Genomic DNA, 22,425 nt, shown 5'->3' on the forward strand with positions numbered 1-22,425 from the left:
CTCACAGTGGCAATGCCATCAGCGTGTCGGTGACAGTGCTGTCGCACACCACCACGCGCTCGGCCAAAAGCAGACGACCGTCTTGTTTGACAAAGCGATCTCTGTAAACCCCGGTCGCAAAAAGTTCAGTTTCACCACTGGCCATGATTCTTGCCACCATGAAAGGTGTGTCAGCGGTTGCAAAGCTGGAGTCTGCAGACTTCAGCAGGGGTATGCCCATCAGGTGTCGGTAGCGTTGTTTTTCATAGATATTGGCCTCACGCAGCGCCGCAACACGGTCCTCGAGCATGTGGCGCGAGTCAGCCCACACGATGCCTGCAGGCAAGTTCTCCATTTCGTTTTCGACATGCGTTATTCGGTAAAAAGTGTCGTGCGTGAAAAAATCAGGCCACAGTTCAAGTTGATCACTGTCAATGGTGGAGGCATAAGCGGCCTGAAAAGCCATCAAACTCAATAAGTCGATCATTCTTGGATACCCATGTGATGGCGATATGCTTTCCAAAATCCCCTGACCGAAGTTTCTGTGGCTCGACCTTCTCCACTGGCGACATCGTGACCGCCCATTTCAACAACCGCTTGCTTGTCGTTTGCACCGGTAATACCTCTTTGGACAAAACCGCCCACAGCACCGTCCTCCATGGATATGAAACCAGCAGGGCCAACCAGGTTGCTTTGTTTGAGCCGCGCTTTGAGTTGATCTGGCGTATCGTCCTCAAAGCCGAGGTACACCCAGTTCAGTTCACTTCGTTCATGGCCCTTGGGCAGTAACTGCCTAACGGCCAAGCAGTTCTGAATTTGTTGAAGCACAAAACCAGGAAAAACAGACAGAATTTGTAAACTGATGCCATCCGGCCATTCGTTGAATCCTGCCAATAAACTGGTGTCTTTGAGCCGATAACGATCTTGGTCCGAACGCAGTCCTTGATCCTTGTAAGAGGTGTCCTTGGCGGCAGGGTCAATCATGGAAAAGCTCACATGGTTGCCACCCGATTCGTCAACAATCACGCCGCCCTTTTGAGACAGGCGATTGATCTCAAAGGTGGTGAAGAACATGTGCAAAAGACTGGCGTGATAGCTGTCCCTCACGTTTTCACAATACAGCTTCCAATCGTTTGGCAGGGCTTGTGTAAATCGTCCAATCACCTTGACAGGTTTATGCAGCACGCGTTCAATGCGGTCGCAGATTTCTTCGCCCAAATATTCTTCAATGGGAGGTACATCTTCGTCGAAGCTGGCAAAGATCAGCCCACAAAAAGTGGCGACTCTGAGTTTTCTTGGACCATGGTCTGATTTGCAGAAGCTTTCACCCATGCCTCCTTGACCGCGCACACCTTTTTCAAATGCAACCCCAGTCAAGTCGCCCTGTCGGTTGTATGTCCAGGCATGATAAACACACTGAAAGCTGTCGGCTTTTCCAGATTTTTCTAAAGCGATCAATGCGCCACGATGGGCGCAACGATTTTCGAATGCATAAATTTCACCATCGTTGTCGCGAACCACGATCACGGGTGTTTCCCCCACAAACGTGGTTCTGTAGCAGCCAGGCTCTGTCAGTTCAGCTTCTAGGCAAAGGTAATTCCATGTTGGACCTTGGAAAATTTGAGCCTCTTCAATGTCTCTGACGTTCGTGTCGGCATAAACGGCATAAGGGACCCTGCTCAGTTCTTTTGCCCATTGGATCGCTTTGATTTGCATGGGTTCGATCAATCCAAGGTCACATTGGCTGTGCTGATCACTTTCTTCCACTTGGCCGATTCGTTTTGAATGAAGGTGGCAGTGTTCTCAGGTGTTTGACCTCCTGGCTCTGCACCCTGGGCTGCGAATTTTTCTTTCACATCAGGCAATGCCATGGCAGCAGCGAGTTGGCCGTGAATTCGCCGGGCGACGGTCGCAGGGGTGCCGGGCGGGGCAACCACGCTGAAAAAAGTTACCGCCTGCATGGCCGGTAGATTCAGCTCTGAAAAAGTTGAAACATCTGGCAATGCTCGCGAGCGACGCGTGTCTGCCACAGCCAAAACTTTGATGCGCTTTGCGGTGTGAAATTGCGCGGATGATGCAATGTTGTCAAAGAAAACATCCACCTGACCACTGACCAAATCGTTCAATGCGGGTGCTGTGCCACGGTAAGGAACGTGAAGCATTCGGGTACCAGTCAATTGCATGAAAAGGTTGGCGGTCAGATGCGAAGTCGACCCGTTGCCCTGAGATGCATATGAAACTTTTTCAGGGTTGGCTTTCAAGTAAGCCACAAATTCATTGAAGTTACTGACGGGCAGTTTGTTCGATACCGCCAAGACGTTTGGAACCGTTGCGATCACCGTGATGGGTACCCATTTCGTGGGATCAAACGTCATGGTCTTGTAAAGGTTGTGGTTGATCGCCACAGGGCCTGGCGGCGATACCAACAAAGTCGTGCCATCAGGTTCTGCTCGCGCGACGAATTCCCCCCCCACATTCCCGCCGGCGCCTGTTCGGTTTTCAATCAAGATACCTGCTGGATAGGCATCGCGCATTTTTTCGGCCAAGATCCTGGGCAGCACATCGGCTGTACCTCCAGCGGGAAATGGAACCACCATGCGCAAGGGTTTCGCTGTTGAGTCGGTTTGCGCAAATGTAGGGGTCGACATCATTGAGCACATGCCCAAGACCATGGATGAAATGACGATTCGGCGTTGGATGGCCATTTTTGAATGGGTCATGATTTCCTTTGATGGATGGATTCAGGGGGCAACATGAAAAACTTCACGCCGAGAAAGTTTAGGCTTGGTGACGGGTCAAATCAAGAAAATCACAAATAATGTTCGCACAGCGAACTGATGGGGTGTATCGTGAAACATGGGCGTGATCAAAATGAGACCGATTCGGCAGCAGTTGTTGACCGAGACTATGTGATTGCGCTGGAAAAAGGCTTGGCCATCATTGAAGCTTTTGGTCGTTTACGTGCTTCGGCGACATTGACTGAAATCTCCGAGATGACAGGAAACACCAAGGCTTCGGTTCGGCGCTCATTGCATACACTGTGCCGTTTGGGCTATGCCTTGCAAACAGGACGGCAATTTCAATTAGCCCCACGCGCCTTGAGATTGGGTTCGGCCTTCGTTCTCAGTGATGATTTGACGCGTCTGGCGCAACCTATATTAGAGATGGCAGCTGAAACCACCAGGGAATCTGCTTCCATGGCTGTTTTAGACATGCAAGACGTTGTTTTTGTGGCGAGGGCAACACACCGAAGAAGTTTGTCTGTGGGGCTGAGCGCAGGTGCACGGTTGCCAGCCTATGCGAGCGCAACCGGGCGAGTTTTGCTCGCGGGCCAGCCCAAGGACTGGACCTTGTTCATTTTGAACAGAATGAACCGTCCGATGCTGACAGCCAAGACCAAAACTCAAATTGCCGATGTGCTGGGTCAGATTGAGTTGGCCAAGCAGCAGGGCTACGCAATTTGTGATCAAGAATTAGAGTTGGGATTGAGATCGATAGCAGTCCCCATCAGCGACAGACAAGGTCGAGTCGTTGCCGCCATGAGTTTGTCGGTTGCGACAAGCCGAATGGACATTGCAAAAATCATCGAAAAGTTGTTGCCCGAATTAGAGAGGGCCAAACAAAAACTGACGGTCTTAATTTGACCAAGCAGCCTGTTCGCGTGCTGTGTGTGAATGGCTGTGGGCCAATTCTTGATGACCAAAATTGCGTCACACAAGCTCACGCCTTCGATTGATTTTTTTGATTCATAAAACCGAGTAGGGTCGCAAGCACATCTGCTGGTTTTTCACGCTGCGGAAAGTGACCCGCGTCGGCAATCAATACGCGTTGGTAAAGACCGCGGAAAAATATTTCTTTACCCAAACTGCTGCTGGGATGATTCACGCCATCTGCATCGCCATGCAGCAATAAAGTGGGGACTTCTAAGACGGGTGCCGGGTTCAGGAGCATTTCTTCGCTGGCATAACGCGGATCTGCAGGCGCATGCCCCCATCGGTGGCAGTAAGAGTGCAGCGTGATGTCTGCCCAATCGGCGTTGTCAAAAGCTTGCGCAGTGGCCGCAAACTCTTCTTGTGAATACCAACCCGCTGGAGACCACGTGTCCCACATGGTTTGGGCAAAATGGCGTCCGTCTTCTCGGACGGTTTGCTGGCCCCGAGGTGTTGCCATGAACCAGTGGTACCAATAATTGCGGACCTGTAACATGCTCAATGTCTGCGCAGGATCGTTGGTACCGTAGGCTACTGACAACATGACCAAATGACTGGCAACACCAGGCCTCAGACCGCAGGCAATGGCCACTGCCCGTGCGCCCCAATCGTGACCTACCAGTGCAGGTGTTTTGAGGCCAAGCGCGTCAATGAACTCAAGCAAGTCACAACCCAGTGATGCAAGTTGACCCGTGCGTGGCGTTTCGTCATTTAAAAACCGAGTGGGCAAAAAACCGCGGAGTGCTGGAACCAGCACGCGCCAACCAGCTTCGGCTAAGCCTGGTGCAATGGCAGCCCAAGTGCGGGGACTGTCAGGCCATCCGTGGAGCAAGATCACTGTCCGAGACGCATCTGGATTCCACTCCTCATAGCCTATGCGCAACAAGGATGTGTCCACAAATTGAAGTGCAGGAACCATGTTTTCTTTCGATTCGGTTTGTCAAAATCAAAGGCTGCGTGCGCCAGAAGCCAGAAAACCACCGTCAACCGGTAAGACAATACCCGATGTGTAAGCAGCGGCTTCAGACACCAGATACATGACCGCGGCGGCTATTTCTGTGGTGGATCCGTAACGGTTCATGGGGATGGCTTTGGTGTATTCCTCGCGGAATCTATCGTTGTGCAAAGTGCGGGTCATGGGTGTATCCACTGGACCTGGCGCGACTGCATTGGCTGTGATGCCGTGGTCAGCCAATTCAACGGCCATTTGTCGCGTCAAAGCGATGACAGCGGCTTTGGATGTTCCGTAGGCTGTTCGCCCGGAGCCAACCGCTCTGATGCCTGCCACAGAAGCGATGTTGACAATGCGGCCCCATTGATTGGGCAGCATAAGCCGCGCTGCGGCTTGTGAGCAAAGCAGTGTCCCCGTGACATTGACATTCATCGTGGCGACAAAATGATCAAGCGGGAAGTCTAAAAAAGGAAAAACTTTGGCGATGCCGGCACAGTTAACCAGCATGTCGCAGCGGCCAAAGTCATTTCCAATCACCGAAAAAGTTTGGGCAATGGATTCTGAAGATCCCACATCGAGACTCACCGCCATGGCTTTGCCGCCAAGCCCTGACAGGCGATGTGCAGTTGCTGTGGCCTCTTGTATGTTTTGGTCGGCCACCAAAACAAAGTGGCCTGCTGCCGAGAGGTGCGCACAAACTTCTGCACCGATACCCATGGCGCCACCGGTCACCATGGCAATGCGCTGCTGAGGACTTGGCGTTTGATTCATCACGGTGCCTTTCATTCGGTCAAAAAAGTTTCATTGAATCAGCTTGTTTGGCAATCATAAGAATTTTCTGAGCGGCAAATCAAGCATTTCTGAGCGACAGCAGAGCGCAAAATCGAGACTGTTGGTTGTGCACCAAGCCACTCTTTTGGCGAAAACTCAAGACCTGTAAATAACCAGAGTCCTCTGTGAATTGGCCTATCGCAGCGATAGCTTGTTGTCAGCTCATCAACCCATCCATTCTTGTCAAAAATAAGACAAGCTTCATGGTACGTTCTGGTAGTCTGATGGGCTTCAAATTTTTATAAACAAGGAATCATCGTGAATACATTGACCTGCGAACAAGCACTCAAAATATGTCAAGGCGCGCTCAGCGCTGCGCGGTCGGCCCAGTTCAAACCGATGGGTGTTGTGGTTCTCGATGCATCTGGACAGTTGATGGCTTTTGTACGAGAAGACGGCGCTAGCATGTTCCGCTTTGACATTGCAAGAGGGAAGGCGTGGGGTGCTGTGGGCATGGGTTCGTCAAGCCGCGCTTTGGCTGAACGCGCCAAAGACAATCCTAACTTTTTCGTTGCATTGGCCGCCACTGCAGAAGGTAAATTTTTAGCGCAACCTGGCGCAGTTCTGATCAAGGATGCAAGCGGTCAAATTCTGGGTGCGGCTGGAGCCAGTGGAGGCACTGGCGATGAAGATGAGCAGATTTGCGTATCCGGCATTCAAGCGGTCGGTTTGTTTGCAGGCTAAACAGCCTCATCTGATCTAGACATCGTGAGATGTCCACTGATACTTGGCTTCAGGGTCTGACCGCGGAGAGGCGTTGCGCTCAGGCGCTGGCATTATGGTCACTTAGATGTTGAAGATGACATTCTCGACAAGACGTTGAAAACCGACGCTGTGTCGTGTTCGCCGTGACCCAAAGCCATGGCCGCGTTATAAACCGGAACAGTCGACGAGAAGACCGGAGCTGGCACTTGGGCTTCAGCCAATGCAGAAGCAATCAGGGCCATGTCTTTTTGCCAAATCGCCACTTTCATGGTGGCATGGGTCCAACCTTCATTTTCCATCAGAGGCCCTCTTATTTGCAGCATGCGAGAGCCTCCAGCGCCGTCGCTGAGCACCTTGACGGCTCTCGACGGTGCAATCCCCCAACGTTGCCCCAGCAAAAGAGCTTCTGCGGTGGCTACGTTGTGAACAGCAACCAGCAAATTGGCCATCAGCTTCATCTTCATGCCGTTGCCAAACTGCCCCAGATCGAAGCAGTTCTTGGCAAAGCCCTCAAAAACCGGCGTCAAGCGTCGTATGACCGATCTTGGCCCACTCGCATACACGGTGAGATCTTTGACTGCAGCTTGAGCCCCTGTACCCGATAAGGGGCAGTCGAGCATCACGATCGAGTGTGTCTTAAGAGCTTCACGCGCCGTCTTTTTGTCTTGAATATCCAGTGTGCTGGTTTCCATCACGACGAGTTGACGGTTGCCACTGGCAACGATCTGTTGGATGGCCTCATGCAATGCCTGCGGTCCGGGTAAAGCGCAAATGATCACGTCCACTTCAGCAGCCATTGCAGCGGCGTTGGGCTGCGCTTTGCCGCCTGCAGCTTTCAGTCGCTTGAGCGCTTTGGGATTGGGGTCATAGCCGGACACTTGAAAGCCGGCTTTGACCAAGTTGGTGGCCATGGCCAATCCCATGATTCCAACGCCCAAGACGCCTATGCGTTTGATGGGCAGGATGGGTTGGTTTTTTAGCAGTTTGGAAGCAAGTTGGGTCATGAGCCGAGCCCAGCGGTCAAATTGACCTTAGGGTAAACGCTGTTGAACGCAAAACAATCACTGGACGTCTTCAATCCACTTTGATGTTCAGGTCGTTGACCACTTTGTTCCAAAAGGCGTAGTCAGAGTTGGCCACTGCGTCCAACGCTGCCGAGGTCGTGCCGGTGGGCGTCAGGCCCAAGTCCAACATCCGGGCTTGAATTTCGGGCGTTTTGACGATCTTGACGATCTCAGCATTGAGCTTGGCGATCACATCGTTGGGCGTACCCGTTGGGGCAAAAATACCGTGCCAAGAGCTTCCGATCACACCGTTGACATCGAGGTTGGCATCAAATTCGGTCATGGTGGGCACATCTGGCAAACTGGGGATGCGCTGAGCACCTGAAATACCCAGTGCCTTGACTTTGCCTGTTTTGATCAATGGAATGGCTGTAGTGGAGGCTTCTACCGACAGGCTGATCACGCCGCTCATCACATCGGGTGAAGGGTTGGTTTTGTAGGGCACATGGTTGAGCTTGATGCCCAGTCTTTGCGACCAAGCTTCTAAAGCCACATGGGGCTGAGAGCCCACACCCAGGGAAGCGAAGTCGATTTTGCCGGGATTCTTTTTGGCGTAGTCGACCAGCTCTCGCATGTTGTTATAGGGCGCTTTGAGGGTGGCGGTCAACACATGCGGAACCAGCAGCAGTTGGCTAACGGCTTTGAAGTCACGAGGTGGGTTGTACTTGGGATCGCGGTACACATTGGGTGCGATCGCGTGTGACGCCTTGACACTGTAAAACAAGGTGTAGCCGTCAGCCGGCGTGGCCGCTGCAGCCAAAGCGCCAATCATGCCGCCGGCTCCGGGGCGATTGTCGATCAGCACGGGCTGGCCCATGGCATTGCTCAGTTTGTCGCCGATCAACCGGGCCACCACGTCAGGAGACACACCGGCAGGGAAGGGAACGATCAAACGTATTGGGCGGTTCGGGTAACTCGCTGTTTGCGCAAAAGCATTGGGCAGTGCCAGGCCGGTGGCTGCAGCCGCCGCTTGTGTCAGTAATTCACGACGTTTCATAAGACAGGTCTCCAGATTTATTGATGAATCCAAGCAAATTGACAGGGAGAGCCGCTCCCTCTGAACAACAGACAAGTCACAACCTCATGTTTGAAAATATTCAACATGGAAAACAACTTGAATGGCAGAACCATGTTTGTACACAGTGTCATTCCTGAAGCAAGACGCGCAGGTTACAGGGCCAAGCCGCAGTGCAGATAATTGAAACTGGCATCGCCAAAATGGGTATGGCCTGATCGGCGACCATCTTTAGTCCGATTGGACTCATGACCCATCCGATACACAACGCATTTGGCTTATTGGGGCAGGGGGCATTGCCCAGGGTGCATGATGGTGTCATCTGACATCACCTTTTAAAACCACCATGCAAAGACGCCAATGGCTCCAAGCCGCTTTTTTAACGGGATTGTCGACGTCGATCTTGCAAACAACCGCATTCGCTCAATCGACCACGATGGAAATTTGGAAAGATCCCAATTGTGGTTGCTGCCAACTGTGGGTGGAGCATTTGCAGGCCAATGGGTTCAAGGTCAATGTGCGCGATGTGGGCAATACCGCTGCTCGTCAAAGATTGGGCATGCCTGAAAAATTAGGTTCTTGCCACACCGCGACTGTTCAAGGTTACGTCATTGAGGGGCATGTTCCCGCGGCCGATATTCGCCGTTTACTCAAAGAGCGCCCGCTTGCTTTGGGCCTTTCTGTGCCCGGCATGCCCATTGGCAGTCCTGGTATGGATGGCCCAGAATACAAGGGCAAAAAAGACGCCTTTGATGTGCTGCTGGTGCAAAAAGATGGCACTTTCAAAAGCTTTCAGCGTTACCCCGCCCATGGGCGAATGGTCTAACCAGTTGTCCCGCAAGTGCTGGGGGACCATTTGGGTTTTATGTTGTCAATGCCTCTGTCCCTATTTTTAGAGCGTGAGTTGCGCTCTGACCATGCTGGTGAAACCGGCGCGGTGAGCATTTACCGAGGCATCGCGGCGGTTGCTCAGTGGCGAGGAGACCCACAAATGCTTGCTTTTGCACACATGCACGGCACAACCGAGGCAGAGCACTTGGCATTGGTCGAGGTGTGGTTGCCAGTGAGCTTGCGAAGTTCTCTTTTAGGACCTTGGCGTTTGGCAGGTTGGCTGACGGGTGCTTTGCCCGCATTGTTCGGATCGCATGCTGTCTACGCCACGATCGAAGCGGTTGAAACCTTTGTTGACCGACATTACCAACAGCAGATCGATCACATCAACCAACATGGCGGTCCTGAAGGTTTGTTAGAGATGTTGGTCAAGTGTCAAGCTGACGAACAACACCACAGGGATGAGGCAGCAGTATTGGCGGGTCCATTGCGTCCTTGGTTTCTACGGGCGTGGTGTTGGACTGTGGGTTGGGGCTCTGAAGTGGCGGTGGTTTTGGCTCGACGTGTTTAATGGCGCCAAGACTCTAAACAATCACAAGGAAAAATTCATGCATCACACCCCAAGTACGCAGCATGATGAGGGTCTTGAGGGGCGGTCCCTTTACAACCTCATTTATTGCAGCCTAGCGGCACCCGCGATGCAGCCTGGTGAAGTGGGCAAGATCATTGCCACGGCCAAACATCACAACCCGCGCTATGGCATCACGGGTTTGTTGGTGTATGGCAGTGGAATATTCTTCCAATGGCTCGAAGGTCCCCGGGATAACGTTTCTAGCCTGATGAAGATCATTGCGGATGACCCTCGCCATTTGAATGTGGTTGTGCTGAGTGAAGAGGACGAAATGCGTGACCGATTGTTCCCGGATTGGGACATGGAGCTGGTGGAGGCGTCTGAGATCAGCGTCGTCCTGGAGGGTGCCCTGAAAGAAGCCTCTGACGACAAACAAAAGCAGATGCTGTCTTTGCTGCTGCGAGAACTCAAAAGTCGCCCGCCCCAGGCTTGAAAAAATCCAATTGTCTGATGGCGTCGGTTTTAAACCCCCAGATTGGCCGGTGATGAGCCGCCAAAGCTGAACACACCGTGTCGCATCAAGCGTGAAACTTCGGATTCAACCAGTTCTTGAACCTGACTCAGTTCTTGACTGCTCTTTGCATTCATTCGGGTGGCCAGCACCAGCATTCTGTTGATTTGAATGCCAGAGATTTCTGACATGGTGATGTGGGTGTCGACAGGCAGGTCTTTGAAAACCGACACGGGCATGACGGTTGCCCATGGTCCACGCGAAATCAATTCGCGAATAGAGTCAACGGAATCAATTTCCGAGTGGACATTCAGCTGCATGCCCAGAGCTTGCATTTGCTTCTCAACCAAGTGGCGGTGCAAACTGGTCATCAGCAGCGGAATTCGTATTAAATGATGGATCGACACAACCGACCCCAAGCGCATGGATTTGTTGGAAACCAATGCGAAGGGTTCACCCAAAAGAGGCAAATAGGAGAAGTTTCGACCAGGGCCCGGGTTGGTCATGATGGCCATATCGATCACGCCTTTTTCGAGCCAATCCATCAAGGCGGGTGTAAACGCCTCACGCGTTCTCAATTCGACTTTGTCCAAAATATTGAAGCAGTTTTCGAGCAACCCGGGCAGCAAAACCCTTGCCAAGGTGGGCGACACTCCCAGAACTACTCGGGCGTGTTGGTTGTTTTTCTGGTGCGACAAACGTTGCCGAAGCATGGCCGCTTCGTTCAGGATCCTCTGGGCGGACTCGTAAAAAGTCACGCCAGCAGGGGTCAACAGGACGCCTCTTGGCAGGCGTTGCAAAAGTTGAACTCCCATGTCTTTTTCAAGATCACGCATTTGACGCGTGAGGGCTGGCTGTGCCAAGGGGATCGCCGCTGCTGCTGCGGTCAAGCTGCCAGCGTCAGCAATGGCTAAAAAGTATTGAATAGTTCGCAAATGCATGGATTCATGGCTTTGTGTTATTTCAATATGCTATGGCAAAAAATGAAAAGAGTATTGGACAGCACCGAAATCAACTTTTAATCTTGATGTGTGTTGTTTTAATCAACCCGTTTGGAGACAAAGAGTGAATCAACAAATTAAAAAGATCCGTACGCTTGCTTGGCTGGCTTTATGGGGCATAGGCGCTATTTGCAGTGCGCAGACGGCCTATCCGCAAAAACCCATCAGGATGATCATTCCGTTGGCTGCAGGCAGTGCTGTTGACAATGCAGCTCGTGTGTTGACACTGAAGATGGCTGAAAACATGGGGCAAGGCTTTGTGATCGAAAACATCACCGGCTCTTCTGGTTTGATTGGCGCCGAGCGTGTGGCCCGAGCGGCACCTGACGGTTACACCATTGGCGGCTATAACGACAGCATTTTGACCATGGTTCCGCATCTCATTCCCAAGATGCCTTGGAACGCGTTGACTGACTTTGAGCCCATTTCTTTGGTGGGCACCATTGAATGGGGTTTGGTCGTCAAGGCGGATGGACCCTACAAAACATTGTCTGATTTTTTAAATGCGGCCAAAGCAAGCCCCAACAAGCTCAACTACAGTTCTGGTGGAAACGGTAGCCCCCAGCACATTGGTATGGCGTTGGTGGCCAACCGGGCCAATGTTGATTTGATGCATGTGCCTTACAAAGGGGCAACACCTGCTGCCGTTGCTGTGGCTGCAGGCGAGGTCGATGCCGCCATGCAAGGTCTCGGCACCGTGACTGCTTTGATTCAGTCGGGCAAGCTCAGACTTTTGGCAGTTTCAACACCCGCTCGTTTGGTCCAATACCCTCAGACGCCTACATTCACCGAAGCAGGCCTGAAAGACTTTACGTTCAATTCGTGGTTTGCGATGGTCGCACCTGCTGGAACACCCAAGTTCATCGTGGACAGACTCAGCGAGGAGTCGCGCAAAGCCATGAACGATCCAGCGACACGCGAAAAACTCATCGGTTTGGGCGTCACTCCCCGGGGCACCACCCCAGCTGAGTTCGGTGCAGCGACCCGCACCCAATTTGAGTTGTACCGCAAACTGATCCAAGAAAAAGGCATCCGTGCTGATTAAGATTTTCAGATGAGTTCTTCTATTCATATTCCGTTTGGTGCGCTTCAATCTTTCATTGAAGCCGCCTTCATCAGCCAAGGTATTCCAAAAAAGGATGCCCATCTGATTGCTCAGCTCATGGCTGAGGCTGACTTGCAAGGATCTGACGGTCACGGTGTCATCCGTTTACCTCAATACATCAAGCGAATACGCGCAGGCGGTATCAATAAAAACCCCAAAATTCGAGTGGTGCAAGAGCGGGCAGCCATGGCCGTTTTGGACGGTGACAATGGCATGGGGCACTTGGTGGTTTCCCAAGCGGTAGATTTGGCCATCCAAAAAGCCAGCGAAACGGGTGTTGCTTGGGTCAGTACGCGATGGAGTAACCACGCCGGGCCTGCGTCTCTTTATTCTCGGCGCCCACTCCAGCACAACATGTTGGGTCTGTATTTCGCTGTGGGCAACGCCAATCATTTGCCGCCATGGGGAGGTACAGACATGTTGCTGTCAACCAACCCGATATCAGCAGGTATTCCAACGCTGGATGAACCCCCTGTTGTTCTGGATATGGCGACCACGGTCGCTGCGTATGGCAAGGTCAAAGCCAAAGCCAAGCGCGGAGAAATGATGCCGCCAGGCTGGATGATTGACCGTCAGGGCCAGCCTTTGTTGGATCCCAACAAAGCAGGCGATGGTTTCTTGTTGCCCATTGGTGAACACAAAGGCTATGGTCTGGCATTGGTGGTGGGTCTTTTGGCGGGCACCTTGGGCGGCGCTGCCATGGGGCGCGATGTCATTGACTTCAATGCAGACCATGTCAGCGTGACCAATACAGGGCAAGCGATACTGGTGATTGACTTGTCAGCGTTTGGTGACCCTGAGCATTTCAAACTTCAGGTCGATGCTTTGGTGCGCGATTTGCGAAACAGTGAAAAGCTGCCCGGTGTTGAGCGGATTTGGGTGCCCGGCGAACAAAGTCACGAAAAACGCGGTCGATATCAGCGTGATGGCATTCCCTTGGCGCCCGCTTTGGTGGCCGACCTCCATGCGTTGGCTGTGGAGTTGGGTATCGCCTCTTTGCATCACGACGAATTGGCATGATTTGGCGCTAAGCTGCGCAACTTTTAAGGAGTCCCTATGAAACACGCTGTTCTACAACCTGATCAACTCAAAAGCCATGACCGTGGCGGTGGGGCGCGGACAACCCCTTTGGTGCTGCCCGCATTGGGCGCTACAACTTTCATCAACGGCATCACCGAATTTGCGCCCAAAACAGCCATTCCTTTTCACTCACACAACTGTGAAGAAAGCGTGATGTTGCTGACGGGGCATGCTTTTCTGGACATAGATGGCGAGGTGCATGAACTCAAGCCGCATGACACCACTTTTATCCCTCCCAACGTGCCACACCGTTTTCGCAACAAATCGGACACCGAGCCGATGAAGATTTTTTGGACTTATGCCTCTGTCAACGCCACGCGCACGTTGACTGAAAGCGGTGAGACAAGGCCTATTACCGCTGAGCACAACAAATAAACGTTTGTTTTTGAATGGGCAGCAGGTGGACACAGGGGCTGGAATGGGTTTCAGCCAAAGCTGCTTCTTCGGCCCAACAATTGATTAAAAAAACGGAGACACCGAGATGCTTTTCTTCCTCCAATGCCAGACTGCTGGCTTACCCTCTGGTGCGCATCGGTCTGATCGCTGGTTCGCTCGCGCATTGTTTTTGAGCTCGGTGATGGTGCTGGGTTCTTTTGCACACAAGGCCCATGCCCAATCCAATGCGACTGATTTCCCGAACAAGCCGGTGCGTTTGGTGGTGCCGTTTGCACCTGGCGGCCCCACTGACCTGATGGCCCGAGCGATCAGTAAAAACATGGCGGCATCGATGGGGCAGCCTGTGGTGGTTGACAACAAGCCGGGTGGTGGGGGATTGATTGGTTTCGGCGAAATCGTCCGGCAACCCGCAGACGGTCACACTCTCATGTTTCCGTCTATTTTGGCGGTGACCAATCCGGCGCTGATGCCCAATTACCCCTATGACATTGCCCGAGATTTCAGTGCGGTCACGGTAGTGGGTTTTATTCCTCATGCGCTGGTGGTCAAGCCCGACTTCCCGGCCAAAGATCTGGCTGGTTTGGTGGCCCTAGCCAAAGCGAAACCTGGCACCATGGCTTACGCCTCTTCTGGCAACGGGACTTCAGCTCACTTGGCTGGAGCCATGTTTGCCTCTCGTGCAGACATTCGGGTCACACATGTGCCCTACCGAGGCGCCGGTCCTGCATTGCAAGATTTGTTGGGTGGACAAGTGCAATTCATGTTTTTGGACATGAGTTCGGCCTTGTCCCAGATTCAAGCTGGAAAACTGCGTGCTTTGGCCGTAGCACCTGCCCGTCGTTTTGAAGGCCTGCCCGATGTCCCCAGCATTGCTGAGCAGGGTTATCCTGGTTTTGATATCCGAGCTTGGTACGGTTTAATGGCCAAAGCTGGCACACCCCAAGCCACTTTAGATCGCTTGCATTCAGAAGTGAAAGCTGCATTGGCAACTCGTGAAGTGAGAGATCTTTTCAAAGCTCAAGGCATTGAGCCCGGTGGCATGCCCCCAGCCGAATTCCAGCAAATCATTCGTGCCGACTTACAGCATTGGAAACGCATGGTGGATCAACTGGGCATCAAACTTGAATAGACCCACCCAAAGGCGAACGTATGCGTGTGGCGATTCTTGACGACTACCAAAACTGCATTCAAAACCTGAATTGCTTTTCAAAACTGGTCGGGCATGAGGTGGTGGTATTTCATGACACTGTCAAAGGCCATGACTTGGCAGCGCGTTTGCAGGGCTTTGATGCGGTCGTTTTGACGCGCGAGCGTACGGCCATCAGTGCAGGCATCTTGGACCAGGTACCCAGCTTGAGGCTCATTAGCCAAACTGGAAAAATTGCGGGACATGTTGACTTGGTCGCTTGCACTGCGCGCGGTGTGGCGGTGTCAGAGGGTCAAGGAACGGGATCAGCAACAGCAGAGCTGACTTGGGCGTTGATCTTGGCCAGTCGACGTCACTTGTTGAGTGAAGCGCGTCGCATGCAAGATGGTCTGTGGCAAGGGTACTTGGGGCAACAATTGTCTGGGCAGCGCCTGGGCATATGGGGCTATGGGCGCATTGGTCGACAGGTGGCTTTGTTTGGCCGCGCTTTCGGCATGCATGTTTGGGTTTGGGGTCGTGAGGGCTCCATGAGCAGAGCCCAAGCCGATGGGTTCGAGCTGGCGACATCACGCGCTGAGTTTTTAGCCGCCAGTGATGTGATCAGTCTGCATGTCAGGTTAAACGCTCAAACCCGTGGTTTGGTCACTTTGGAAGACCTGGCCTCCATGAAGCCGAGCGCCTTATGGGTCAACACCAGCAGAGCCGAGTTGCTTGTGCATGGTGCATTGGTTGAGGCTTTGCAATCAGGCCGGCCAGGGTTCGCTGCGGTGGATGTTTATGAGTCCGAGCCGGTGTTATCTGCTGATCATCCTTTGCTCAAATTACCCAATGCCTTGTGCACCCCGCACATTGGCTATGTTGAACGTGACAACTACGAACATTATTTCGGAATGGCATTTGACAACGTGAATGCATTTGCAGACCGCAAACCACAAAATTTGGCCAATCCCGGAGTCGTTCCGAACTTTTCCTGGACCTGAACGCTTCGGCGTCTGAAGAGATCTTGTGGTTTTTTCAAACTGTTGTATCAATTAGCCTTTGATTGCAGTGTGGGTGCCATGCGAGAATGGGTCATGAATAAACTGAAAATTTCCAACATTCGAAATATTTCTGCAGGCTATTACGCTGTGGGTATATTTGTTTTTTCTATTGTCTTGTGCGTCATCGCAGTGCTTGTGGAGTTGGTCAACCGAAACAGTTGATGTTTTGGACTCGCTGACTCTTCGGCGATAAACTTTTTATGAGTTTTTTGATCCATCCAAACCGCCTATGATTTGGCATCTTCCTTTTCCCATTGATCTTGTTAACCAAAAAGGCAAGGCTTGTGCCAACGGTCATTTGGGCATTGAAATCCTTGAGGCGGGGGAGGATTTTTTGAGAGGCCGCATGCCTGTGGATCCTCGAACCCGTCAACCCGCAGGTGTTTTGCACGGAGGTGTCTCCGTGGCTTTCTGCGAGACCTTGGCTTCATGGGCGGCAGCTTATGTGGTGGACCCAGATCATTTCCATTGTGTAGGTCAGGAAATCAATGCCAACCATGTCCGGGCTGTGACCTCTGGATGGGTTCATGGCGAAGCCCGTCCACTTCACATCGGTAGAAGCTCTCATGTCTGGGAGGTCAAAATTTACAACGATGCGGGTCAACTGGTTTGCATCTCCAGAGTCACTATGGCGGTTCTTCAGGGGTCTATGCGTTACTGATTCACGATGATGCGGCTGCTGTCTGTCATTTTGGAAGACCCGCAAAGCAATGGCTGTTATTCGACTTCCAAGGTGGACCATGGGTCAGCAAACATTCTTGAAAAACTTTTTATCGGCAGTTCTTTTTTGGTTTTTGTTTGGGGTCGGTATGGCTTGTTCCGCCGATACCCTCAAAACCCGTGCAGATGGGCCAGATGCAGAGCGTTTGGGTATGAAGCAGGGTTATCCGGTGTGTCCCCAAGCTCTGACTCGTCCAGAGTGCAGAGTTGGGACATGGTCAAGCAATGACAAAGTGGCCATCAGCGCGGTGGTTCGAGCATCCGATCAAGTTTTGCACTTGCCAGCGATGGTGGGTGGTCCGCCCATCACTTACCGCTGGGGGTTTTCTAGCAAAACACTGGATGATTTCTTGGCCGACACCAAAACCACGGGATTGATCGTCATCAAAGATGGCCAAGTGGTGGCTGAACGCTACCAATACGACCGACAGCCAAACATGCGATTTCGATCGTTTTCCATGGCGAAAACGGTCACGGCCATGCTGGTGGGCATCGCGCATGAGAAAGGCATGATTCGCTCATTGGATGACAAGGCCGCTGATTATTGGCCAGAAATATCGCCATCAGCTTATGGTCAAACGAGTATTCGAAACTTGCTTCGCATGGCCTCTGGAGTCCCTTTTCGCGAGTTGTATACCTGGACTCCCGATGACGATATTTGGGTGTGGGGGAGGGTGTTGAACCTGCCCGAAAATCGTATGCGACCCGAAAAAATTGTTGAATTTCTCAATACCAAGACCTCGCGCGAGGTGGAGCAGGGCGTGCGGTTCAAGTACGCCACGATTGAGACAGAAATTGTGGGCAGGGTGCTGGCACGGGCCAGCGGCATGAGCATCAGCCAATTGACCGAAGAGTGGCTTTGGAAGCCTATGGGTGCTGAGTCGGAAGCCCGTTGGTTGCTGGCAGGAACCGACCGAGGTGAGGGCACCGGCGGAAGTTTCAATGCCACTTTGCGCGATTATGCTCGCCTAGGTATTTTGCTGGCCAATGATGGTTTTCGAGATGGGGTATCGGTCATTCCGCGTCAATTTTTACTGGACGCCACCGACTCAGCAAGGCAGCCGCCAGCGTTTCGTCCCCGGGTTGCCACGCCCGGACACGGATATGGTTACCAAACTTGGTTGATGCCCTTTAAAGAGCGGACATTCGCCCTTCAAGGCATTCATGGTCAACACATTCTTGTTCAGCCAAAGACGGGCATCGTGATGGTTCAAACCTCGGTGAACGACCAAGCCAGCGGAAGGCAAGACATGCGACCTTACCAAATGCGCGATGCGCTTTGGTCTGGCATCCTCAAAAGCTTGGGCGGTTCGACCGATTGACTTTACCCTTCGCCACGCAACTCCACCCTTCGAATTTTTCCGGAGATGGTCTTGGGCAGTGTGTCCCTGAATTCGATCTCTCTGGGGTATTTGTAGGGCGCGGTTTGCTCTTTGACGAAATTTTGAATCTCGACAGCCAGCGCGTCTGAAGCCGTGTAACCCTTTGCCAGAATGATGAAGGCCTTGACGATTTCGCCGCGCAATTCATCGGGTTTGCCAATCACAGCGGCTTCCGCCACGGCGGGGTGTTCGATGAGGGTCGACTCCACCTCAAAAGGACTGATCCGGTAGCTGGAGGACGAGATGATGTCGTCCGAGCGGCCCACAAACCAGATGTAGCCGTCGTTGTCTCGTTTGGCGGTATCACCCGTGTAGTACCAGCCATGCCGAAACGCCTTGGCGGTCGTTTGGGGGTCACCATAATAGCCACGGAAAAGACCTGGAGGATAAGGGTCTGTGACCTTGACGGCAATGTGCCCCACCTCATCATCGGCCACCACTTGACCATCATCATCGATCACATCGACATGCAAACCGGGGCAAGGTTTGCCCATAGAGCCAGGTCGAATCGCCATGCCCGGGAAATTGGCCACGATGTTGATCGTTTCCGTTTGGCCATAACCGTCGTAAATGTCGCATCCCGTAGCGATCTTCCAAGCCCGCATGGCCTCTGGGTTGAGGGGTTCACCTGCACCAAAACAGTGGCGAAGCGAGCTGAAGTCAGCGCCCGATAAATCGGCCTTGGCCATCACGCGGTAAACAGTGGGCGGTGCGCAAAACGTGCTCACTTTGTATTTGGCAATGATGTCCAAATGCATTGGCAGATCAAACCCTTCACCGTCGTAAAGCACGATGGTGGCGCCGGCTGTCAATGGGGGGTAAAGCAGGCCCCAGGCAGCTTTGGCCCAGCCGGTATCGGTCAAGGTCCAGTGCACATCACTTTCGCGCAAGTCTTGCCAGTAACGCCCAGTGATCGAATGGGCCAAGGCGTAGGCGTGGTCTCTTTCGACCATCTTGGGCAGTGAGGTGGTGCCAGAGGTGAAATAGATCAGCATGCACTCATCCGATCGGGTGAGCGGGATTTTTTGGCGGTCTATGCCGGGCGATTGCGCCGCGCACATGTCTTCAAACGAATACCAACCGGCTTTGCTATCGCCCACCAGTATTTTGTGTTGGAGGGTTGGGCAAACTGATTCGATCGATTCAAGGGCCTTTGCATGGGGGGTGCCCACCACGGCCACCGATGCGCCGGATCGGTTGACCCGGTACTCCAGATCTTTGGCTTTGAGTTGGTTGGTACCAGGCATGGCAATGGCCCCGATTTTGGCGCAACCCAACAGCACAAAATACCACTGTGCAATGCGCGGGAGCACCACCAATACCGAGTCACCTTTGCCAACACCCAGAGCCAACAGGGCGTTTGCGAAACGGTTCGACTCACGCTCAAGGTCGCTGTAATGGTAGTGCGTGACGTTCTGGCCGCTTCGGTCAATAGCGATCAAGGCCAGCTTGTCATTCGTCTGAGCACGTTTGTCCACCACGTCAAATCCAAAGTTAAAAAACTCTGGAACGGTGTAAGAAAAATGGGCGCGAGCAGCCTCGTAGTCAAAAGCAGGAAATGGCGTTTTCATCGGATCAGGTCTGGGCTGAAAGTTTGTCGATGGAGTTTTCACGGATTCGCAAAATCAGCAAAGCCAGGACACCACTGGCAATGAGCCACATAGAGACATGAATCGCCTTTTGCGAGATGGCGTAAGTGATGCTGGAATAAGTCAACCAGGCGCAGACGGCACAAAAAACAAGTGGCAAGATGGGATAGAGCGGCACTTTGAACGGTCTGGTGGTCTGGCCATCTGTTTGCCGCAACCAGATCAAAGACAGACCCACCAAAAACAAGAATCCCCAAAAGACAGGGGCAGTGAACTCGACCATGGCAGAAAAGCCATCGGCTTCTTGCGTGCCCAAGATGATCAAACCGATGCTGATGAGAGCTTGCAGCAGCAAGGCGGGTTTGGGGCTACCGATCTCCAATTGCCACTGCCCCAATTTGCGCAGGGCCTTCCAATCAGTGCCAACCGCGAAGTTGGTGCGAGCGCCGACAAACATGGTGGCGTTGATGCTGGTCAATGCAGCAATGGCCACGAACAATCCCAAAGCCTTTTGCGCCCAAGGACCGAATGCCAAACCCAGCAGGTCGGCCGCTGCAGTTTTGCTCTGACTCAAGCCACTCAAACCCAAGCCCATGAGCAGCGCCACATTGACCAGCAAATAAATCGCGGCCAAAGCGACCATGCTGGCCAGGATGACCCAGACCATGGTACGCGGGCCACCTTGCAATTCGGCAGAGATGTAAGCGGATTCGTTCCAGCCGCCAAAGGTCAGCAAAACAAAGACCAAACACAGACCCCACTGTGAGGCCGCGGGCGCTTGTGCGAACCATTGGATTGCCCCTGAGGCGGGGGCATCCACCCAAAAACCCGCCACCACAATGGCCAGCAATCCGACGATTTCTGTTGCGGTCAGCCAGTTCTGGATTTTGGAGGAGGCTTGTATGCCGAGAAAGTTGACAGCTGTCAGAAAAACCACAACGCCCAACGCCCAGATGGCACTCGAAAAAGCACCCAAGGGCACCAGTGTGCTCATGTAATCACCGAAAACAAAAGCCAAAAGGGCGATAGAGCCCGTGTTGATGATGGTGGCGCGCGACCATCCGTAAATGAAAGAAAAATCACGCCCAAAGGCGCGCTTTAGAAAATGGTAGTCACCGCCAGCACTGGGGTATGCCGTGCACAGTTCGGCATAGCACAGTGCACCGATGATGGAGATGAGCCCTCCAGCAACCCAAAGAACCAAGGCCCAGCCAGCATCGCCGCTGATGCCCGCCACCATCGATGGGGTTTTGAAAATGCCGGCGCCAATCACGATGCCGACGATCAGTGCAATGGCTGACAAAGGATGAAGCAAGCGCAACATATTCACGGGGGCTGTTTTTTCGGCGTTCATGGTCTGAGAAAAAAGTGGGAAAGTTCGGAGAACGAGAAGATCACTGACGAACGCCTTCAATGGAAGCGTTTGTGAAGCCTGAACTCACGCTGCCGGTCATGCGTTTGCCCTCCACCTTCCCCGTGAATGTGTGGACGGTTTGGTCGGGCGTGCTGAAGCGGAATTTGAGTTCTTCACCCTGAAGTTTTGCGCCCATGAGCGCTTGAGTCACGCCGCCACGGGTCATGGTGCCGCCTATGTGTTGAAAGGTTTGGTTCATTCTCAAGCGCACAGGACCGCCTTCCAAGCCCGTGATGACCCAGTCACCTGCAACCTGCGCAGGCACCATCCAGTAATAAGCGCGTGAGTACTCGTGTTGCATGGTTTCGTCAGGCTCCCAATCGCCCATCGTGAATGCGTGCGACACCACGCGGGTGCCTGGTTTCATTTTGAGCAAAGTGGGTCGAAGCTGAAGGTTCAGATGCGGCATCAGGTAAAGCGTGACGACAGTCGCTGATGTGAAGTCTTCTTTGAAGATGTCGCCAGTGATGATTCGGACCTTGTTGTTCAGTCCCGCCTCATTGACCTTACGACGGGCAAATTGGGCCATGTCGGGGTTGTACTCAATGCCCACCGATTGCGCGCCAAACTTGCGCGCAGCCGTAATGGCGATGATCCCGTCACCGGCACCCAGGTCGAACAAACGGTCTTGTTCGGTGACTTTGGCTGCAGCCAGCATTTTGTCGATCAGACCTTCGGGTGTGGGGATCCAGATCACATCTTTGCCCGCTTGACCCCGAATGGGCTCATAGGCAGCGTTGGGTGCTTTAGGGTCGGCTGCTCCAGCTGTCGAAGAGGCTTGAGCCAGAGTCATGGAACACGCCATCAGTGTGGCCATAAAGAAACGCGTCGAATGCATTCAAAACTCCTGATGTTTAAATTCAGTTGGGTACTTCAAAAAAATGCGGAAGTCCAAACTCATACGGTTCAATTAAACCATTTCAAAGTGCAGCTTTGATGAGCTGAGGAAGACAGCAGTGTTCCGTATAAACCCTTGGTTTCAACGATTTTCTTCGAGGAAAAATTGCAGTGAGACGGTGCTTAAATAGGGTGCCGACAAAACCTTTTTTAAAAAGGTTTATGCGCTTGCTCAGAGGGTACATGCTCCGATCTTTGGCTTGTAGAATCTGCGCCGTTTAGCTTAAAAATCTAATCTTTTTACCTGTCAGCATTAATCGGTTTGCGCCAAGATCATTGATCAATCAAGCGTAGCTCATCTCCGATAATTTTTGTTAGACCATCATTCCTGTTAAGCGAATGTTTATCGCACTTTTGTTGACATCATCAAAACCATGAATCCTCACCTTGCCCATCAATCTTCAAACCCTTGGAGTTTTCTGCCATTCGCACTCACGATATTCACGAGCGCTTTTTTGTTGTTCCAAGTTCAGCCCCTGCTGAGC

At 52.6% G+C, this 22,425-nt stretch carries 23 protein-coding genes; 12 read left to right on the plus strand and 11 right to left on the minus strand.

Annotation, left to right across the window (positions count from 1 at the left end; genetic code table 11):
* Position 1: 1 nt before the first annotated feature.
* Genes Q1M54_RS02870 through Q1M54_RS02880 form a run of 3 tightly spaced genes read right to left on the minus strand, consistent with a single transcriptional unit; the run spans position 2 to position 2,699 of the window.
* Positions 2-466, minus strand: a complete 465-nt coding sequence (locus tag Q1M54_RS02870; RefSeq protein WP_300553628.1) for a nuclear transport factor 2 family protein — start codon at positions 464-466, stop codon at positions 2-4.
* Positions 463-1,695 (minus strand): aromatic ring-hydroxylating dioxygenase subunit alpha, encoded by a 1,233-nt coding sequence (locus Q1M54_RS02875; protein ID WP_300553630.1) that lies wholly within the window; start codon positions 1,693-1,695, stop codon positions 463-465. Before Q1M54_RS02875 ends, Q1M54_RS02870 begins: the two co-directional genes overlap by 4 nt.
* 8 nt (positions 1,696-1,703) lie before the next feature.
* A complete protein-coding gene (locus Q1M54_RS02880; protein ID WP_300553633.1) occupies positions 1,704-2,699 on the minus strand; it encodes a tripartite tricarboxylate transporter substrate binding protein in 996 nt (331 codons plus the stop codon).
* 129 nt (positions 2,700-2,828) lie between these two features.
* On the opposite strand from Q1M54_RS02880, the gene Q1M54_RS02885 reads away from it, so the two are divergent.
* Complete coding sequence (locus Q1M54_RS02885) at positions 2,829-3,623, plus strand: IclR family transcriptional regulator C-terminal domain-containing protein (protein ID WP_300553636.1); 795 nt, start codon at positions 2,829-2,831, stop codon at positions 3,621-3,623.
* A gap of 76 nt (positions 3,624-3,699) precedes the next feature.
* On the opposite strand, the gene Q1M54_RS02890 is transcribed toward Q1M54_RS02885, so the two are convergent.
* Positions 3,700-4,608 (minus strand): alpha/beta hydrolase, encoded by a 909-nt coding sequence (locus Q1M54_RS02890; protein ID WP_300553638.1) that lies wholly within the window; start codon positions 4,606-4,608, stop codon positions 3,700-3,702.
* A 27-nt stretch (positions 4,609-4,635) separates the two neighbouring features.
* The gene (locus tag Q1M54_RS02895) at positions 4,636-5,412 is read right to left on the minus strand and encodes an SDR family oxidoreductase (protein ID WP_300553641.1); all 777 of its coding nucleotides are present in this window, start codon (positions 5,410-5,412) and stop codon (positions 4,636-4,638) included.
* Between the two features lie 318 nt (positions 5,413-5,730).
* Here Q1M54_RS02895 and Q1M54_RS02900 point away from each other — a divergent pair, with 318 nt between their 5' ends.
* Positions 5,731-6,156, plus strand: coding sequence for a heme-binding protein (locus Q1M54_RS02900; protein ID WP_300553644.1), 426 nt, complete (start codon positions 5,731-5,733; stop codon positions 6,154-6,156).
* A 98-nt stretch (positions 6,157-6,254) separates the two neighbouring features.
* Here the strand turns inward: Q1M54_RS02900 and Q1M54_RS02905 are convergent, their stop codons facing one another.
* Together Q1M54_RS02905 and Q1M54_RS02910 are read right to left on the minus strand one after the other, a co-directional pair.
* Entirely contained in the window at positions 6,255-7,181 is a 927-nt protein-coding gene (locus tag Q1M54_RS02905; protein ID WP_300553647.1) for an NAD(P)-dependent oxidoreductase, read from the minus strand.
* A 70-nt stretch (positions 7,182-7,251) separates the two neighbouring features.
* Positions 7,252-8,238, minus strand: coding sequence for a tripartite tricarboxylate transporter substrate-binding protein (locus tag Q1M54_RS02910; protein WP_300553649.1), 987 nt, complete (start codon positions 8,236-8,238; stop codon positions 7,252-7,254).
* Positions 8,239-8,692: 454 nt separating this feature from the next.
* Here Q1M54_RS02910 and Q1M54_RS02915 point away from each other — a divergent pair, with 454 nt between their 5' ends.
* The 3 genes from Q1M54_RS02915 to Q1M54_RS02925 are packed head-to-tail and all read left to right on the plus strand — an operon-like array spanning position 8,693 to position 10,151.
* The gene (locus tag Q1M54_RS02915) at positions 8,693-9,082 is read left to right on the plus strand and encodes a DUF411 domain-containing protein (RefSeq protein WP_366146245.1); all 390 of its coding nucleotides are present in this window, start codon (positions 8,693-8,695) and stop codon (positions 9,080-9,082) included.
* 48 nt (positions 9,083-9,130) lie between these two features.
* Positions 9,131-9,658, plus strand: a complete 528-nt coding sequence (locus tag Q1M54_RS02920; RefSeq protein WP_300553655.1) for a demethoxyubiquinone hydroxylase family protein — start codon at positions 9,131-9,133, stop codon at positions 9,656-9,658.
* Positions 9,659-9,695: 37 nt separating this feature from the next.
* Positions 9,696-10,151 carry a BLUF domain-containing protein gene (locus Q1M54_RS02925; protein ID WP_300553658.1) on the plus strand — a complete coding sequence of 152 codons (456 nt, stop codon included), beginning with the start codon at positions 9,696-9,698 and terminating at the stop codon, positions 10,149-10,151.
* A 29-nt stretch (positions 10,152-10,180) separates the two neighbouring features.
* Here the strand turns inward: Q1M54_RS02925 and Q1M54_RS02930 are convergent, their stop codons facing one another.
* Positions 10,181-11,110 (minus strand): LysR family transcriptional regulator, encoded by a 930-nt coding sequence (locus Q1M54_RS02930; protein ID WP_300553661.1) that lies wholly within the window; start codon positions 11,108-11,110, stop codon positions 10,181-10,183.
* A 124-nt stretch (positions 11,111-11,234) separates the two neighbouring features.
* On the opposite strand from Q1M54_RS02930, the gene Q1M54_RS02935 reads away from it, so the two are divergent.
* The 7 genes from Q1M54_RS02935 (at position 11,235) to Q1M54_RS02965 (ending at position 17,980) form a co-directional block, all read left to right on the plus strand.
* Positions 11,235-12,215, plus strand: a complete 981-nt coding sequence (locus Q1M54_RS02935) for a tripartite tricarboxylate transporter substrate binding protein (RefSeq protein WP_300553664.1) — start codon at positions 11,235-11,237, stop codon at positions 12,213-12,215.
* 9 nt (positions 12,216-12,224) lie between these two features.
* Positions 12,225-13,295, plus strand: coding sequence for an Ldh family oxidoreductase (locus Q1M54_RS02940; RefSeq protein WP_300553667.1), 1,071 nt, complete (start codon positions 12,225-12,227; stop codon positions 13,293-13,295).
* 36 nt (positions 13,296-13,331) lie between these two features.
* Positions 13,332-13,730, plus strand: a complete 399-nt coding sequence (locus Q1M54_RS02945) for a cupin domain-containing protein (protein ID WP_300553670.1) — start codon at positions 13,332-13,334, stop codon at positions 13,728-13,730.
* 106 nt (positions 13,731-13,836) lie between these two features.
* Positions 13,837-14,880 carry a tripartite tricarboxylate transporter substrate binding protein gene (locus Q1M54_RS02950; RefSeq protein WP_300553673.1) on the plus strand — a complete coding sequence of 348 codons (1,044 nt, stop codon included), beginning with the start codon at positions 13,837-13,839 and terminating at the stop codon, positions 14,878-14,880.
* A gap of 20 nt (positions 14,881-14,900) precedes the next feature.
* Positions 14,901-15,878 (plus strand): D-2-hydroxyacid dehydrogenase family protein, encoded by a 978-nt coding sequence (locus tag Q1M54_RS02955; RefSeq protein WP_300553676.1) that lies wholly within the window; start codon positions 14,901-14,903, stop codon positions 15,876-15,878.
* Positions 15,879-16,167: 289 nt separating this feature from the next.
* Positions 16,168-16,599 (plus strand): hotdog fold thioesterase, encoded by a 432-nt coding sequence (locus Q1M54_RS02960; RefSeq protein WP_300553679.1) that lies wholly within the window; start codon positions 16,168-16,170, stop codon positions 16,597-16,599.
* Positions 16,600-16,678: 79 nt separating this feature from the next.
* The gene (locus Q1M54_RS02965) at positions 16,679-17,980 is read left to right on the plus strand and encodes a serine hydrolase (protein WP_300553681.1); all 1,302 of its coding nucleotides are present in this window, start codon (positions 16,679-16,681) and stop codon (positions 17,978-17,980) included.
* 2 nt (positions 17,981-17,982) lie between these two features.
* Here Q1M54_RS02965 and Q1M54_RS02970 read toward each other — a convergent pair whose 3' ends face one another.
* From Q1M54_RS02970 to Q1M54_RS02980, 3 genes are read right to left on the minus strand one after another with little or no spacing between them, the layout of a single operon-like run.
* Entirely contained in the window at positions 17,983-19,611 is a 1,629-nt protein-coding gene (locus Q1M54_RS02970) for an AMP-binding protein (protein WP_300553684.1), read from the minus strand.
* Between the two features lie 4 nt (positions 19,612-19,615).
* The gene (locus Q1M54_RS02975; protein WP_300553686.1) at positions 19,616-20,983 is read right to left on the minus strand and encodes an amino acid permease; all 1,368 of its coding nucleotides are present in this window, start codon (positions 20,981-20,983) and stop codon (positions 19,616-19,618) included.
* Positions 20,984-21,023: 40 nt separating this feature from the next.
* Positions 21,024-21,881: a class I SAM-dependent methyltransferase gene (locus Q1M54_RS02980; protein ID WP_300553689.1), complete on the minus strand. Its 858-nt coding sequence runs from the start codon at positions 21,879-21,881 to the stop codon at positions 21,024-21,026.
* Between the last annotated feature and the right edge of the window lie 544 nt (positions 21,882-22,425).

The organism is Limnohabitans sp. Rim8, from assembly GCF_943326455.1.
GTDB lineage: Bacteria > Pseudomonadota > Gammaproteobacteria > Burkholderiales > Burkholderiaceae_C > Limnohabitans_A.